This is a genomic window from Xanthomonas sp. NCPPB 1638 (genome assembly GCF_041475635.2).
Taxonomy (GTDB): Bacteria; Pseudomonadota; Gammaproteobacteria; order Xanthomonadales; family Xanthomonadaceae; genus Xanthomonas; species Xanthomonas cucurbitae.
In genome coordinates this window covers 2083726-2097934 of record NZ_CM192984.1, presented here as the reverse complement: position 1 = coordinate 2097934, position 14209 = coordinate 2083726, and the positions used below count along the sequence as shown (strand labels likewise).

Genomic DNA, 14209 nt, shown 5'->3' with positions numbered 1-14209 from the left:
AGGAAATTCTGCCATGGCTAAGCGAACGATTTTCCAAGAGCATCATATTGCTGAAAAACAAACGCTGCGCAATAGCCGGCTGCTTGAGGCTCTTCAGGAGGCAAATCACTTTGAAATTGACGCGAAGCGCAATTTGATTTACATGCCAAGTGACCCAGCGTTAGCTCGGACAATCGGTATATCCCCGCATAATGGCGGCCCGATACGGGACTACCAAGATGGGATAATATCTCGATTGAGGCGTTTGTCCCAAACTTCAGACGGCCAACTGGCAATTTTGGGTGACACTGACGCTATCGCAAGAATTGCGCCAAAGGTCGAACGGCTGGTCGACACAATGAGAGTAGGCCTGACTAATGCAGACCTCTACACCAATGCTCCAATCGGCATGGTTGTAGACGAAATTAGACCTGGCATCAATGCTTTTTTCAAGGACACGCCAAACTACGACAGGAGGCTCGCTTTTCAAATCGATGCAATTCCAACGCTGCAAAGACCCGAGCTTGGGTGGTCGTCAATTGTCCACTCCGAGCAGCGCGTTATATCTACACTGCAATACGTAGGGCAGTCCAGCAGCAACCTTATTAAAGGGGGTGACCCAGAAGTTGGTAGAAATTCACTTTCTCAAGCAATCGCCCAGGCTCATGCAAACGGCCGTCTAACGCTTTCTGACCAAGGCGTTCTGCAAGTCCAAAACGTTCTCGGCGAAGAAGCAGCACGACCATTACGCGTTCCGCCGGGCCAACGCGGCTTCGCTGCCGCCGAATTGCTGGTAGGCGATCTATCCGCAGGCCAGGCACTTCGCACGGCCGGCCTGCTCGCGACCGTCGCCGACACCATTGTCTCCGGCCAGCGCGCCACGCACTTGCTCGGCCAGGACAACCCGCTGGCCGCGCAATCGGAGCTGGCGCATTTCGCCGGGCGCAATGTCGGTGGCTGGGCCGGCGGCACGACGGCGGCCTACGCGCTGGGTAGCTCCGGCGCCGGGCCGATGGTGCTGATCGCCGCCGACGCCTATTTCATGAGCGTGGCCGGTGAGAAGGCCGCCGCGCTGCTCGATAACCGCGCGATCTACCGGCAGACCGATGGCGATGGCACCAAGTGGGCGTTCAACGGCACTGCCTGGGCACGCGAGGGCAAGGCAGACACCACCGCCGATGGCGTTGACAACCCCAACGCCACGCCGATCGTCGCCAGCTACCAAAGGGCGCGCGAACTCAACTACCAGGCCACCAACGTCGCTGCCGCACTAGCTTTGAAGGATGCGCCCGCACCGCAGGATCCTTACCAGCAGCCGGCCAATGCCACCGACCGTCCCAGCCTGAGTCCTGCCGACTGGAAGCGCGATCCGGCAGACGGCCAATGGCATCGCCTGGTCAAGACCGAGGTCTCCGGTGCCAACGATCGCGGCAGCTACGTGCAGGAAACCGCCTTGCCGCCGCGCGCGGCGGAACTGGAGGCACAAGCGCAGGCCGTCATCGCCCGCAACATCGCCAACAGTCCCGGTGCGATCGCCGCGCGCTATGAACTGGCCTACCACCGCAGCGGCTGGGCCGCCGAGGGCTTGCCGATGTCGCCGGCCGTCCAGCAGGCGTTGCCGGATCCGGACGCGTTGACCGCCTCGAACGGGCAACGCTACTACCGCAACGTGGACGGCCAGTGGACCGGGCACGGCGCTCCACCCGATGCCAACCAGCTGCTGGAGCTGGAGACCACGCGCGCCATGCTGCAGCCGGCGCTCGCCGAGCAGGCCCAGGCGATTGCCGCCATCCAGCAGACCCCGCCATCGCCGCAGGACGTGCAGCGCGAGCAGACGCTGTACCAGTACCGCATCGTGGGCACGGAACTGCAGCCGCAATGGCGCGAAGCGATCGAGCTGGCAACGCAACGCACGCGCGAAGCTAAAGGACTCGCAGGCGATGGCGCTATGCAGCTGCAGCGCGGGCCGGGCGGTCAGTACGGCGCCGACAGCCCGATCGCCCATCTGCAGCGCGGTGCCGATGGCGTGGAGCGCATTGCAGCAGTCACCAGCACCGAGGACATCCGTCAGGCGCTGCAGGAACTGCAGGCTCGCCAGCAGCCGGATGCACCGGTGCAGCAACTGGCCTCTGCGTCGCCCTCATCCGAAGGCTCCACAGATGCGGACACGTCCGGGTCGCCGCCCTCCAACCAGCAGGCGCTCAACGTGCCGGCCCCAGACCAGGCCACCAGCGCCGCGCAGGAGAACCAGCAGCGGCAGCAGGAGGGACGGCAGGCGCAAGACCAGCAGTTGGCGCAGGCGCACGCGCTGCAGGAACAGGCCTCACGTGAGGACCGGACGCAGGCGAGGCAGTCGCTGCAGGCGCATGCGGCACTGGAAGCACGGCAACAAGCGCTGCGACTGGCGCAACAAGAACGCCAGGCACAGGACACCCAGCAGCGCGAGGAGGAGCAGGAGCAGCGGCAGGCACACGACATCGAGCAGCACCAACAAGCACAGCAGCAGAGTGAGCAACAGACACGCCAGGCACTGGATGCTCAACACAACGAACAACAGCGCCTACAGTTGCAGGAAGCGCAGCTGGCAGAGCAGCCACCGGTGCAGGGCCAGGATGCTCCGGGGCGCAAACAAGCAGCCGAGCGCACCACCGATGCCATTGCCCATGCGCCACCAACTCTCCACGCCCAGGGCACTGCCCAACGCGAGGCAGAACAGCGCCCTGCTCAAGACCACGATGCACACCGGCCGCAGATCCAGACCCAACCGCATGCCGCCCAACCTGAGCAGGCACAGCCAGCTGAAGTGGCGCGGCAAATGCAGCACACGGCGGACCAGCTGACACAAGAAGAGCGCGCGCACCAGTCCGAGCAGCACGCAGTGATCGCGCAAGCGCCTGCAGCAAATCGGCACCAGGCGATGGAAACGCGCGACCAACAGGCCGTAGCGCCGCCAGCGGCTGCACGCGACGCCACGCCAGCAACAGGCGCGGACCTGCCTGCCGATGCACGCACTGCCCAGTTGATAGAGGCACCGGAGATGCGATCGTTCGCCGCACCGGTTGTGGCTGAGCGTATTGATGGGGAAAGGGCGCTCACGCCACAGCCCCCGGTACCGAATGCGCCTGCAGCGCCACCCACAGCGGCCCTCGTCACCGATGCAGCCAGACAGTCCCATGGCGCGCCCACTCCAGAGCCTCCCGCCGATCACTCAGAACACGCCGCCCCATCGAACCGGCCCACGTCGGCATCGGATGCGCAGAAGCAGGCCCCAGAGCAAGCCAAACCCGCCAACGTTGCGGCTGCAGATCCCAATTCATGGGCAGAAATAGCGCGTTCTGCACGCGCGCTCCGCATCCAGGCCGAACAGGATCTCGATATAGAAAACCGCATCGCAGATGCACGGCAAGCGCGCATAGCGCGCGGTGAGCCGCCGTTTACCGAGCGGGAACTGCGCGATGGATACGACCCCGATGGTCCCTCGGCAATGAGACGACCACCGAACACCTTGGCAGGCACCGCCTCGCAGCAGGGTCTTTTTGCAACACCGGCGCAAACCGACGTTGAGCAGGACGATCGACCGCCGCCCAAGCGCAAGAGCATCACCGGTGATCCGGACGTGGATGATCTGGTGTACGCGCTGGACTCCAAGAACGATCTGGCCATCGAACAAGCCTTGAAGCGCGCCGGCAATAGCGCCCACAGCGCGGCGTTGGCACAGCAAGGTCATGAGCATCTGGACGCCAAGGCCCAGCAGGAAGCCCAGGAACAGGTGACGACGCGCCAAGCGCTGGGGATGGACGTCGCACCAGAGGTGCAGACCAGTCGCGGCCCGGTGATGGTGCTGACGCTGCCGCAGTTCGCCAACGGGCCGATGATGCAAGGCTCAGGCCCGCCCGGTGATGGCGGGGGGGGCGACGGAGGCGGAGGCGGAGGCGGAAGTGGCGGTGGCGGTGGCGGTGGTGGCGGATAGCCAGAACGCAACAAACGCATTGAACCTACAGGAGAGCACGATGGACATCCAGAACACCTCGACGCTGCCGGACAGCGGGGAATCGCACCAGGCGATGAAGGACTCGATCAAGGCCATGACGACAGTCATCGCGGCGATGCAGCGGCGAGAGCAAACCCTAGAGGATCTCGTCCGTCATCAAATGCAGCTTCTGCAGGCGGCAGTGAACAGCGCCGATCAACGCGTCACCCGGGTGGTGGAGAGCGCGCTTCCCCGGCTAACGCAGTTGAGCAACCAGGCATTGACGCAAACGCTGGAACCAGGGGCCGAGCGATTCAACACGAAGATGGTCCAAGCGGAAAGAACGCTTGAGCAGGCGACGGCGCGCTATGCACGGGCACAGCAATCGCTGGAAACCACCGCCACCCGGCGCAGCTGGGCCGGCCTCGGCGCGTTGTTGGTCGGCACGCTCCTGTGCTTGGTTGCAGTCGGCTACGCCGTCCAGGGCGCCCGACCAGTGCTGGCAGAGGCTTCGCAGCGCCGTGCGGAGATCGCCTTTCTGGACCGTGTGGCACGCGCGGACCTGTTGCCCTGCGGCGAGGACAGGCTCTGCGTCACGCTTGACAAGGCAGGGCCGCGCTACGGCAAGCGTAAGCAGTATCGCGTTGTGGCCTTGCGCCAACCGCCTGCGCAATGAAAGCCGAACCGCCACGGGGGCAGCTCGGCTTCACAGCCTACAGGGCGGTCAGCCGATCGCGGGTGACCGCTGCGTACTGATCGGTCATCTCGATGCCGACCGCTTCAAGGCCCTCCAGTTGGGCAGCGACCAGCGTGGTGCCGCTGCCGGCGAACGGATCCAGCACGCGCCCGCCTGATTCGCAGATCCGCACCAGCTGCCGCATCAATTCGGTGGGCTTGCCAGTCAGGTGGTGCTTGTCAGCCTTGCGCACCGACTCACGGATGACGCCGGGCAATACCGGCGCACGACGATCCAGCGGCATATTGCCCTTGCTACCCCACACAATGTACTCGGCCTGGTTGCGGAAGCGGCCCAGCTGCGGCCGCACGCCTTCAGTCTTGTCCCAGACGGTGATGCCGCGCCAGGTGAAGCCGGCGATCTGCAGGGCGTCGGTGGTCAGCGGCAGCTGCCGCCAATCGGTGAACAGCAGCACCGGCGCGCCGTCCTTGAGTACGCGCGCGCACTCGGACAGCCACAGGTGCATCCATTTCAGGTGCGAGCGTTGGTCGCGCTCGTCGCCAACGAAGTCGGCATGTCCGCCATCCCGGCAATACTTGGTCGACGGCGGCCTTGCCCGGGCAGCAGCGGTCAGACCGCCACTCGCATACGGCGGATCAGTGATCAGCGCGTCGAACGAGTTCGCTTCGAGCGTGGGCAGGATGGTCAGAGCGTCGCCCTGCAGGAGCTGGTTTTTCATGGTGAGAGCCTTCTTGGATTCGCTCGCGGCGATCAGAGGTGAGGCTCTCGGCCTTCAGGTGATTGAGCGTGCCACAGCGCGGGCACTTGATCTGGATTTCATCGAAGGCGCCGGCCTTGCACAGCAGGCGGGCGCATTCGCCACAGCGGAGGTTCTTGAGCATTGCGTGGTCTTGCAGGGGGAAAGGATTACGCAGCCGCTGGCGGCGCGTAGGGAGTGAAGGCGATCACCTCATCGCCCACCCAGTCGTTGATCTTCAACATGCGCGCCTGCAACGGTTCCAACTCGTTGGCGGCCCACACAGCGGCGGCCTCGCGGATCGAACCGAAGCCGCCGGCGTTCTGCGGCACGATGCCCATGAGCTGCGGCGGGATTCGCAGTGCGGCCAGCATGTCGTCGCGGGTAATGCCCTTGATGCCGCTGAACTCATCCTTGGCCGCCACCTCGCTGACCGGGATCAGCTTCAGCCCGTCCTTGTTCCCGCCGGGCGAGTACAGGAACAGGTTGCGGAAGTTGCCCGGCCCCTTGGCGCCCTTCATGGCGGTGCGCAGCGCATCCACATCTTCCTGGCTCTGCTGCGGGTCGGTCAGGTACAAGATGAAACCGGCGTGTGAGCCGTTGTTGTAGTACTTGCGGCGGAACAGCGTGGCCGACTCGTTGAGCAGCGCGGACTGCATCGCTGGCATCCACTCGGGCAGGCCGTAGAGTTCCTGATCCACATCTGCTTCGCGCAGCTGGAACACGCTGCCCGGCTCGAAAACATGTTCGTCGTGCCAGGTGCGAACTTGGAAGTACTCGTCCTCAGCAACCCCTCGCCGAACGTACTTCGACAACGGCGCGGCCAGCGAAAGCGCCCCGCCCAGGCGGTTGCGACGGCGCTCAAGATAGCCATTGCCCAGCGTGATCCAGTCCAGCGACAGCTGCTCGAAGGCCTCGCGCGACAGCAGCCGGTGCGGCTTGAACGTACGCGCCAGCATGTTGCGCTTGAAGATCAGCCCGGACTGAAGGAAAGGATTGCTGCGGGTGGTCTTAGACAGGCCGTCCAGAGCCACAGGCGGCTCGTACCAGCGCCCGTTCTGCCAGCACTCCAGATAGTCCAGCACCCCGCGCCCATCCAGCACCGGCGTCGGATCGCCAAAGGTGAACACCTCGGTGCGTGCGGGCACGGCTGGCGCTGCAGGCGCGGTGGCAGGCAGCTGGTCGGTCAACATCAAGAGATCTCCATGAAGCCGGAGTTGCGCGCGTTGCGCCCTTCCAGCGGTTCGTTTTGCAGCGCGTGGAACAGCGCCCACGCCAGGTCTGCGTGGCCGGTCTCTTCCGAACGGCCGGCGGTGAAGGTGGACTGGCGGCCGCTGGCCGTCATGGTCTTGCGGATGGCCATCAACGACTGCGCCACGTCGATCCAGCCGGCGTCGAACTCCAGCCGGCCGTTGTGGATCACGTCGAACGCCTTGAGCACCAGGCGGGTCTTGACCTCGGGCGAGTAGCTGAAGGTGACCAGATTCGGGAAGAACTGCTTCACCAGCTGCGCCACGCCGCTGCCCATGCCCGTGGTATCGATGCCGATGTAGGTCACCCAGTAGCGGCGTGTAATGCGCTCAATCTCGGCGGCCTGCTTGGCAAAGTCCATGCCCCGGAACTGGATCCGCTCCAGCAGCCGGAACTTGCCGCCGGGCTGCTGCGGTGGCGCCACCACGACCAGGCCGGCGGTGTCGCCGGTCTCAGCGGGGTCGTAACCGATCCACACCGCGCGGTCGCCGTACGGGCGCAGGGCGAAGGGCTTGTAGTCCTGGCCCCACTCGACCCAGCTATCGACCATGCACGGCTGCAGCATCGCTAGTGGGAAGATGCTGGCGCCGTCGTCGACGAACTCGCACATCAACAGGTTGGCAAAGGCGTCCGGGCTGTACTCCTCGCGCAGCTCATCGATGTCGAACAGGTCGCAGCCCCGGCGCTGGGCGTCGAGGATGTTGACGATCTGACGCCACGCCCGGTCCTGGCAGCGGCGCCCGCCGGCCAGCGTCTCGTGCGAGACATCGATCTGGATCCGCTGCGCAGCCGGCTTGCCCTTGTTGCGGCGCTCGCCGGTCCAGAAGGTATAGGCCTCGTGCGCCATGCTGGAAGGCGTGCTGAAGTAGGTCTTGCGCCACCTCTTGTGCATCGCCATGCCGCTGGCAACCTTGTTCAATTCGTTGAACCCGTAGGTCCAGAAGAACTCATCGAAGTAGAAGTTGCCGTGGTAGCCCTGGGCGGTGCGCGCATTGGTGCCCAGGAAGAACAGCTCGGCGCCGTTGGGGAACACGATGGTGTCGCCGCCGGATAGCGTCTCGTCGATCGTCTCGCGCACGAACTGCTGCATGTAGCCGCGGAACAGGTGCGCCTGCGCCTTGGAGGCGCTGAGGAAGATCTGATTGCGCCCGGTGGTGAGCGCGTCGATCAGCGCCTCGCGGGCGAAATAGTACGTGGCACCGATCTGGCGCGACTTGAGGATGATGCGGGTACGCTCGTTGCTGGCCCGGTACCAATCGCGCTGATAGTCGAAGCAGCCGTCGATGAACGCGGTAGTCAGCTGCTCGACCTGCTCTTCGGTGAACTCGTTGCGCTTGGGCTTCTTCTTGTGTGCGGCGTTGCGGTTGGCCACAGCCGGATTCAGGTCCGCTTCGTTGCCGCCGCCTTGGTAACGCTGGATGCGCGCCTGGCGCTCCAGCTGCCGGTGCAGCAGATCGATTTCCTTGAAGTCGCCGCCGGATTTTTCCGGCTTCATGATCAGCACGACCAGGCGCGCTTCGAGTGCGCCTCCGATGCGCTCGACGTTATCAGCGCGATCCCACTCGTCACGCGACTTCCAGCTGTGTACAGTCTTCTCGTTCTCGCCGATGGCCTGCGCGATCTCAGTCACGCGCCACCCCATCCAGTACAGGAATTTCGCCTGTCTGCGGGTGTCCATCGGAAGTTGAGTGGCGACGCTGCTCATGCAATCAGAGTGACGCGCGCGATCTATTCCCGACAGCTGCGGGCCGCGTAACGCCCTGAATTACAGACCTTTTGCATTGCTGCGTATTGCGCAGCGTTTGACCATGCACTCATCGCATCGCAAACGCATCCAGCGCAGAGGACACGCATGTCGGCCAAGGCCAAGAAGTTCCGTTCCAACTGGTTCCGCGTGGCCGTCGAAGGCGCCACCACCGATGGCCGCACGATTCAGCGCAGCTGGATCGACGACATGGCCGCGACCTACAACCGCGAGACCTACAGCGCCCGCATCTGGATCGAGCACATGCGCAGCCTGCTGCCGGACTCGCCGTTCCGTGCGTATGGCGATGTCACCGCCGTGAAGGCTGAAGAGGTCGAGATCGACGGCACCAAGCGCCTGGCGCTGTTCGCCCAGATCGAGCCGACCTCCGATCTGATCACCATCAACAAGGCCAAGCAGAAGCTCTACACCAGCATCGAGGTGCAGGAGAAGTTCGCCAACACCGGCAAGGCGTATCTCGTTGGCCTGGCCGTCACCGATTCCCCGGCCAGCTTGGGCACCTCCATGCTCAGCTTCGCCAGCCAGAACCCGGACGCCAACCCGCTGGCCGATCGCAAGCAATCGCCCGGCAACCTGTTCACCGTCGCCGAGGAAACCGCGCTGGAGTTCAGCGAGGTCAGCGACGGGCCGGTGGCCGGCCTGCTGAGCCGGATCCGCGCCGCCCTCAAGAGCGAGGACGCCACCAGCATCACCGCCGAGCAGTTCGCCGACCTCGGCCAGGGCATCGAAGAGATTGCCGAGCACGTGCGCGGCCAGGACGAACGGTTCGCCAACCTGCAGGCCGAGCACGCTGAGCAGAAGGCCAAGCACGCGCAGCTGGCGAGCGACCTGGCGCAGCTGCGCGAGTCGCTCTCGCAACAGCCCGATCCCGCACAGTCCGCACGCCCGGTGGTCACCGGTGGCGGTGCCCCCGTGCTGACCGACTGCTGATCCCACACCACACACACGCCGCCAGCGCCCCACCTTCGGAGCCACCATGCAAAACGCCACCCGCCTGCAGTTCAATCAGTTCGCCGAGCAGATCGCCCAGCTCAACGGCGTCGCCTCGCCATTCCACTCTTTCGCTGTCGATCCGACCGTGCAGCAGAAGCTGGAATCGCGCATGCAGGAATCGAGCGAGTTCCTGTCCAAGATCAACATCATCCCCGTGGACGAGCTGTCCGGGCAGAAAGTGGGCATCGGCGTCACTGGCAGCATCGCCAGCCGCACCGACACCGGAGCCGGCAAGACCCGCACCCCGCGCAATGTCGCCGCGCTCGACAAGAACGAGTACGCCGCCAAGAAGACCGACTTCGACACCGCCATCCATTACGCGCTGCTCGATACCTGGGCCAAGTTCCCGGACTTCCAGACGCGCCTGCGCGATGCCATCGTCAAGCGCCAGGCGTTGGACCGCCTGCAGATCGGCTTCAACGGCACACACGCCGCTGCCGATACCGACCGCGCCGCGTTCCCGCTGCTGGAAGACGTCAACATCGGCTGGCTGCAGCAGTACCGCACCAACGCCGCCCAGCGCGTGCTGGCGAGCGGCAAGGCCGCCGGCAAGGTAGTCATCGGCGGCGCCGCTGCCAGCGCCGACTACGGCAACCTCGATGCGCTGGTGTTCGACGTGGTGAGCAACCTGCTCGATCCCTGGCATCGCAAAGACCCGAGCCTGGTCGTGGTGCTGGGCCGCGACCTGATGCACGACAAGTATTTCCCGATGGTCAACAAGGAGCAGCCGGCCAGCGAGAAGATCGCCACCGACCTGATTCTGAGCCAGCGCCGCGTCGGCGGCCTGCAGGTGGCCGAGGTGCCGTACCTGCCGGACGGCGCGTTGATGGTCACCTCGCTGGCGAACCTGTCGATCTACTACCAGACCGGCGGCCGTCGCCGTTACATCCAGGAAGTGCCCGCGCGCGATCGCATCGAGAACTACGAGTCCTCCAACGATGCCTACGTGGTCGAAGACTACGGCCTGGGCTGCGTGGTCGAGCACATCGAGATCGAGGCCTAAGCCGTGGCCGACAGTCCCGCCAAGCGTCACCACAGCCGCGTGCTCGCCGAGTTGGAAGCGGCGCAGCGCGCCCCGCACCAGCTGATGGCTGGTGCCACGGCGTACGAGCAGCACATGGCGCAGCTGCAGAGCGATCGCCTGCGCCTGAAGCAGATCCAGTCCGACCAGGGCAAGGCCGCGCTGAAGGTGCAGCTGCTGCCCGGCTACGCGCCGTACCTGGCCGGCGTGCTGGCCGGTGGCCAGGGCGCGCAGGACGAGATCGTCACCACCTGCATGGTGTGGCGGATCGATGCCGGCGACTACGCCGGCGCGCTGGAGCTGGGTGCCTATGTGCTCAAGCACGGCCTGCAGATGCCGGACCGCTTCACCCGCACAGTGGGCTGCGTACTCGCTGAGGAAATTGCCGAAGCCGCGCTGTCGGCACAGAAGACCGGCCAGGTGTTCGATGCGGCCGTGCTGGCTGATACCGCCACGCTGACCGCCGAGCAGGACATGCCCGACGAGGTGCGCGCCAAGCTGCACCTGGCACTGGCCCGGGCCTGCCTGGCCGGCATCACCGACGAGACGCCCGCCGACCAGGCGCAGCCGATCGTGGCGGCGGCAGTTGCCGACCTGCAGCGCGCCATCGCACTGCACGGCAGCTGCGGCGGCAAGAAGGATCTGGAGCGCGCCGAGCGACTCCTGAAGAAGTTCAGCGCTGAGCCTGCGGGCACCAGCGCATAACCGAGCGTCCCCGCAACCCTCGCCGGCTCGGGGCCGATCCACAGCAAGTCTTCGCTGCGGTGACGCCCCGACCACCGGCGATCTATTCCGAGCCATCCATGAGCGGATTCACTGCCACCGGCACCACCAGCGCCGCGCCCGATGCGATCGCCAATGCGCCGTTCTGGCCGGCGATCGCACCGGCCGGGGTGCGGGCGAGCATGCGCCTGGACGGCACCGTCACCGATGCGCGTCTACGCCAGGCCATCGTCGCCGCCATGCTGGCGGTCAACGATGAACTGCAGGCCTGGGCGGATATGCACCAGGCGGCTGGCTACGCGGCGTTGAGCGATGTGCCCAGCACCACCGTCGATGGCATCTCGCGGCGCGTGCAGCTGTACCTGCGCGCGGTCGCGTGTGCCACCGCCGTCGAGGTGGCCGAGCGTTACCGCAGCTTCGATGCCACCGACAGCGCCAACCAGCGCGCCGATGACCTGTCACCCAGCATCACCGAGCTACGCCGCGATCAGCGCTGGGCCGTGCGCGACCTGCAGAACCTGCCGCGCAGCACCGTGGAGCTCATCTGATGCGTGTGCACGCGATGCAAGGCGACACCGTCGACCTGCTGTGCTGGCGCCACCTGGGCAGCACGGCCGGCCTGGTCGAGCGCACCTATCTCCTCAATCCCGGTCTGGCCGAACTGGGCGCCGTGCTGCCGCACGGCACCCCAGTGGAGTTGCCCGAGGTAACCACTACCACGGCGGCGATGACGCCGCTCGTGCAGCTATGGGACTGACCTGATGACCGAACCCACCTCCGTATCGAGCGGCTTTTTGATCGCCACCGGTGTGGGCCTTGCCTCGGTGCTGCCTGGCATCGACGGCGATGCGCTGATCGGCGCGTTCGCCGGCGGCGCGCTGTTCGTGGTGTCCGCCGCCAAGCAACCGCTGCTGGCGAGGCTGATCTATTTCCCGGTGAGCGTGATCGCCGGCTATCAGCTGGCGCCGGAGCTGCTGCGCTGGTTGCCGATCAAATCCAGTGGCGTGGCCGCTTTTGCCAGCGCGGCGTGCGCCATCACGGTCACACTGGGCCTGATCGAAAAGAGCAAGTCGTTCGACTTTTCCTTCCTACGTCGTGGAGGTCCGCCCAGTGCATAGCCTGGTCACCGTCCTGACGTTGATGGCCTCGCTGGCCATCTGCGTCCGCCTGCTTACCTATCACCGCCCGTCCGATGCCCGGCATCGCCGCGGCGCGGGCTGGTGCGCATGGCTACTGATCGCCAGCACCGGCGGCCAGGCGCTGCACATCCTGCTTGCCGGCGCCGGCTCCCACGTAAGTCCGTGGCACCTGGGCACGTTGACCGTGCTGGCAGTGCTCACCTACCGCGCCCAGGGCAATGTGGCGCGCATCCTGAAGGTCGATTGATGTTCACCGATACCCAGCTTGCTTCGATCATGCAGTGCCCGGCACAACGCGCCCAGCGCTGGCACGGGCCGTTGCTCACCGCCGCCAATCGCTTCGGCATCACCACCAAGCGCCGCGCCGCGCATTGGCTCGGCCAGGTCGGCCACGAAAGCCTGAGCCTGTCCCGCATGGAAGAAGGCCTGCACTACACCACCAGCGCTCGGTTGCTGGAAGTCTTCGGCTCCCGCATCACGCCGGCACAAGCGCCGCAGTTCCTGCGCAATCCGGTCGGCCTAGCCAACTTCGTCTACGCCGACCGCTTGGGCAACGGCGACGCCGCCAGCGGCGACGGCCACCGCTACCGGGGCCGTGGCCCGATGCAGCACACCTTCCGTGGCAACTACCGCCGTGTCGGTGAGCTGATTGGCCTGCCGGTGGAAGACCAGCCGGATCTGCTGCTCCAGATCGAACCCAGCGCACTGGGTGCAGCAGCGTACTGGCACGACAACGGCCTCAACACGCTGGCCGATGCGGGCGACGTGCTGGGCCTGGGCCGCAAGATCAACCTGGGCAACGTGCGTGCCAAGCGCCTGCCCGAAGGCCACAGCGATCGCGTTGCGCGCACGAAGCGCGCCCTGCAGATCCTGGGCGTGAGCTGATGATCACGCGCCTGATCATCCTGCTGGCGCTGATTGCGCTGCTTGTCGGTGGCTGCGTGTGGCAGGAGCGGCGCGTCAGCACTGCGCGCGCCGAGCGCAAGCAGGCTCTAGACGACAAAGCTGCCGCAATCGCCGAACGCGACAGCGCAAAGGCTTCCACCCAAACCGTTGTCGAGTACGTTGATCGCGTGCAGATCCTGCGCGAGGCCGGCGCCACCATCACCCGCGAGATCCCGATCTATGTCACCGAGAAAGCGAACGCTGCTTGCGCTATCCCTACTGGCTTTGTGCGGATGCACGACGCCGCCGCCACGGGCGACCCTGCCGGACCGGCCACCGGAGATCCTGATGCGCCGGCCGCCGGCATTACGCTCTCTGCCATCGCCGGTACCGTCGCCGACAACTACACCAGCTGCCACGCCACCGCCGCGCAGTTGAGCGCGCTACAGGACTGGATCGACCTCCATGCACCCGAGCCGACGCCATGATCAAACCCGCCAGCCTACGCGCGCATCTGGTCGCGGCTTTGCCGGACCTGGCCCGCGATGCCGACCGGCTGCTGGTGTTCATCGACGCCGGCAGCCTGGTCAGCACGTTCCAGCCCGGGCTGTCGTTCGAGTACCAGTACACGCTCAACCTGATCCTGACCGACTACGCCGGCCACCCCGACAGCGTGATGCTGCCATTGCTGGAATGGGTGCAGGCCAACCAGTCCGAGCTGCTGTCTAACCCGGCGCGCCGGGGCGAGATCGCCTTCGAGGCCGACATCCTTGCCAACGATGCAGTGGATCTGTCGATCAAGTTGCCGCTGACCGAGCGCGTCGTCGTGACGGCGAAAGACGGCGGCGGCTACGACATGACGCATGCGCCTGAGCCGCAGATCGATCCTTCATGGATGAGCTGACCTCACTGGAGGACTGGGCCGCGCCCTTGCTGGCGCGTCTGCAGGAAGGCGAGCGCCGCAAAGATCGGCACCGCCCTGCGGCGATCGCAGAGCCAGCGCCCCCCATGTCACGATAGTTGTCCGCTCCCCTGAATCCTCAGATGGAG

At 65.5% G+C, this 14209-nt stretch carries 16 protein-coding genes and 1 pseudogene; 13 read left to right on the top strand and 4 right to left on the bottom strand.

Annotated features, from left to right (window positions below):
• Positions 1 to 13 precede the first annotated feature (13 nt).
• A complete protein-coding gene (locus ACCQ13_RS09140) occupies positions 14 to 3949 on the top strand; it encodes an AHH domain-containing protein (protein ID WP_159407066.1) in 3936 nt (1311 codons plus the stop codon).
• Complete coding sequence (locus tag ACCQ13_RS09135) at positions 3879 to 4625, top strand: hypothetical protein (protein WP_159407065.1); 747 nt, start codon at positions 3879 to 3881, stop codon at positions 4623 to 4625. The genes ACCQ13_RS09140 and ACCQ13_RS09135 overlap by 71 nt, the downstream gene beginning before the upstream one ends.
• A gap of 37 nt (positions 4626 to 4662) precedes the next feature.
• Here ACCQ13_RS09135 and ACCQ13_RS09130 read toward each other — a convergent pair whose 3' ends face one another.
• Genes ACCQ13_RS09130 through ACCQ13_RS09115 form a run of 4 tightly spaced genes read right to left on the bottom strand, consistent with a single transcriptional unit; the run spans position 4663 to position 8338 of the window.
• Entirely contained in the window at positions 4663 to 5364 is a 702-nt protein-coding gene (locus ACCQ13_RS09130; protein WP_159407064.1) for a DNA-methyltransferase, read from the bottom strand.
• The gene (locus ACCQ13_RS09125) at positions 5282 to 5527 is read right to left on the bottom strand and encodes a Com family DNA-binding transcriptional regulator (RefSeq protein WP_159407063.1); all 246 of its coding nucleotides are present in this window, start codon (positions 5525 to 5527) and stop codon (positions 5282 to 5284) included. Before ACCQ13_RS09125 ends, ACCQ13_RS09130 begins: the two co-directional genes overlap by 83 nt.
• A gap of 25 nt (positions 5528 to 5552) precedes the next feature.
• Positions 5553 to 6575, bottom strand: a complete 1023-nt coding sequence (locus ACCQ13_RS09120) for a phage portal protein (protein WP_159407062.1) — start codon at positions 6573 to 6575, stop codon at positions 5553 to 5555.
• Positions 6575 to 8338, bottom strand: a complete 1764-nt coding sequence (locus ACCQ13_RS09115; RefSeq protein ID WP_159407061.1) for a terminase ATPase subunit family protein — start codon at positions 8336 to 8338, stop codon at positions 6575 to 6577. The genes ACCQ13_RS09120 and ACCQ13_RS09115 overlap by 1 nt, the downstream gene beginning before the upstream one ends.
• A 147-nt stretch (positions 8339 to 8485) precedes the next feature.
• Here ACCQ13_RS09115 and ACCQ13_RS09110 point away from each other — a divergent pair, with 147 nt between their 5' ends.
• From ACCQ13_RS09110 to ACCQ13_RS09060, 11 genes and pseudogenes are all read left to right on the top strand, one after another.
• On the top strand, positions 8486 to 9328 hold the full coding sequence (locus ACCQ13_RS09110) for a GPO family capsid scaffolding protein (protein WP_159407060.1): 843 nt from the start codon (positions 8486 to 8488) through the stop codon (positions 9326 to 9328).
• 46 nt (positions 9329 to 9374) lie between these two features.
• The gene (locus ACCQ13_RS09105; protein ID WP_159407059.1) at positions 9375 to 10394 is read left to right on the top strand and encodes a phage major capsid protein, P2 family; all 1020 of its coding nucleotides are present in this window, start codon (positions 9375 to 9377) and stop codon (positions 10392 to 10394) included.
• 3 nt (positions 10395 to 10397) lie between these two features.
• The gene (locus ACCQ13_RS09100; protein ID WP_159407058.1) at positions 10398 to 11117 is read left to right on the top strand and encodes a phage terminase small subunit; all 720 of its coding nucleotides are present in this window, start codon (positions 10398 to 10400) and stop codon (positions 11115 to 11117) included.
• Positions 11118 to 11215: 98 nt separating this feature from the next.
• Positions 11216 to 11683, top strand: a complete 468-nt coding sequence (locus ACCQ13_RS09095; RefSeq protein ID WP_159407057.1) for a head completion/stabilization protein — start codon at positions 11216 to 11218, stop codon at positions 11681 to 11683.
• Positions 11683 to 11892 (top strand): tail protein X, encoded by a 210-nt coding sequence (locus tag ACCQ13_RS09090; RefSeq protein ID WP_005917735.1) that lies wholly within the window; start codon positions 11683 to 11685, stop codon positions 11890 to 11892. Before ACCQ13_RS09095 ends, ACCQ13_RS09090 begins: the two co-directional genes overlap by 1 nt.
• Positions 11893 to 11896: 4 nt before the next feature.
• Positions 11897 to 12253, top strand: a complete 357-nt coding sequence (locus ACCQ13_RS09085; protein ID WP_005917737.1) for a phage holin family protein — start codon at positions 11897 to 11899, stop codon at positions 12251 to 12253.
• On the top strand, positions 12246 to 12521 hold the full coding sequence (locus ACCQ13_RS09080) for a phage holin family protein (protein WP_017167622.1): 276 nt from the start codon (positions 12246 to 12248) through the stop codon (positions 12519 to 12521). The genes ACCQ13_RS09085 and ACCQ13_RS09080 overlap by 8 nt, the downstream gene beginning before the upstream one ends.
• Complete coding sequence (locus ACCQ13_RS09075) at positions 12521 to 13159, top strand: glycoside hydrolase family 19 protein (RefSeq protein WP_167526879.1); 639 nt, start codon at positions 12521 to 12523, stop codon at positions 13157 to 13159. The genes ACCQ13_RS09080 and ACCQ13_RS09075 overlap by 1 nt, the downstream gene beginning before the upstream one ends.
• Positions 13159 to 13647: a hypothetical protein gene (locus ACCQ13_RS09070; RefSeq protein ID WP_159407055.1), complete on the top strand. Its 489-nt coding sequence runs from the start codon at positions 13159 to 13161 to the stop codon at positions 13645 to 13647. The genes ACCQ13_RS09075 and ACCQ13_RS09070 overlap by 1 nt, the downstream gene beginning before the upstream one ends.
• A complete protein-coding gene (locus ACCQ13_RS09065; RefSeq protein WP_159407054.1) occupies positions 13644 to 14063 on the top strand; it encodes a phage tail protein in 420 nt (139 codons plus the stop codon). The genes ACCQ13_RS09070 and ACCQ13_RS09065 overlap by 4 nt, the downstream gene beginning before the upstream one ends.
• Positions 14051 to 14162, top strand: a pseudogene (locus ACCQ13_RS09060) (phage virion morphogenesis protein); the annotation flags it as partial. The gene ACCQ13_RS09065 and the pseudogene ACCQ13_RS09060, both read left to right, overlap by 13 nt.
• Positions 14163 to 14209 lie beyond the last annotated feature (47 nt).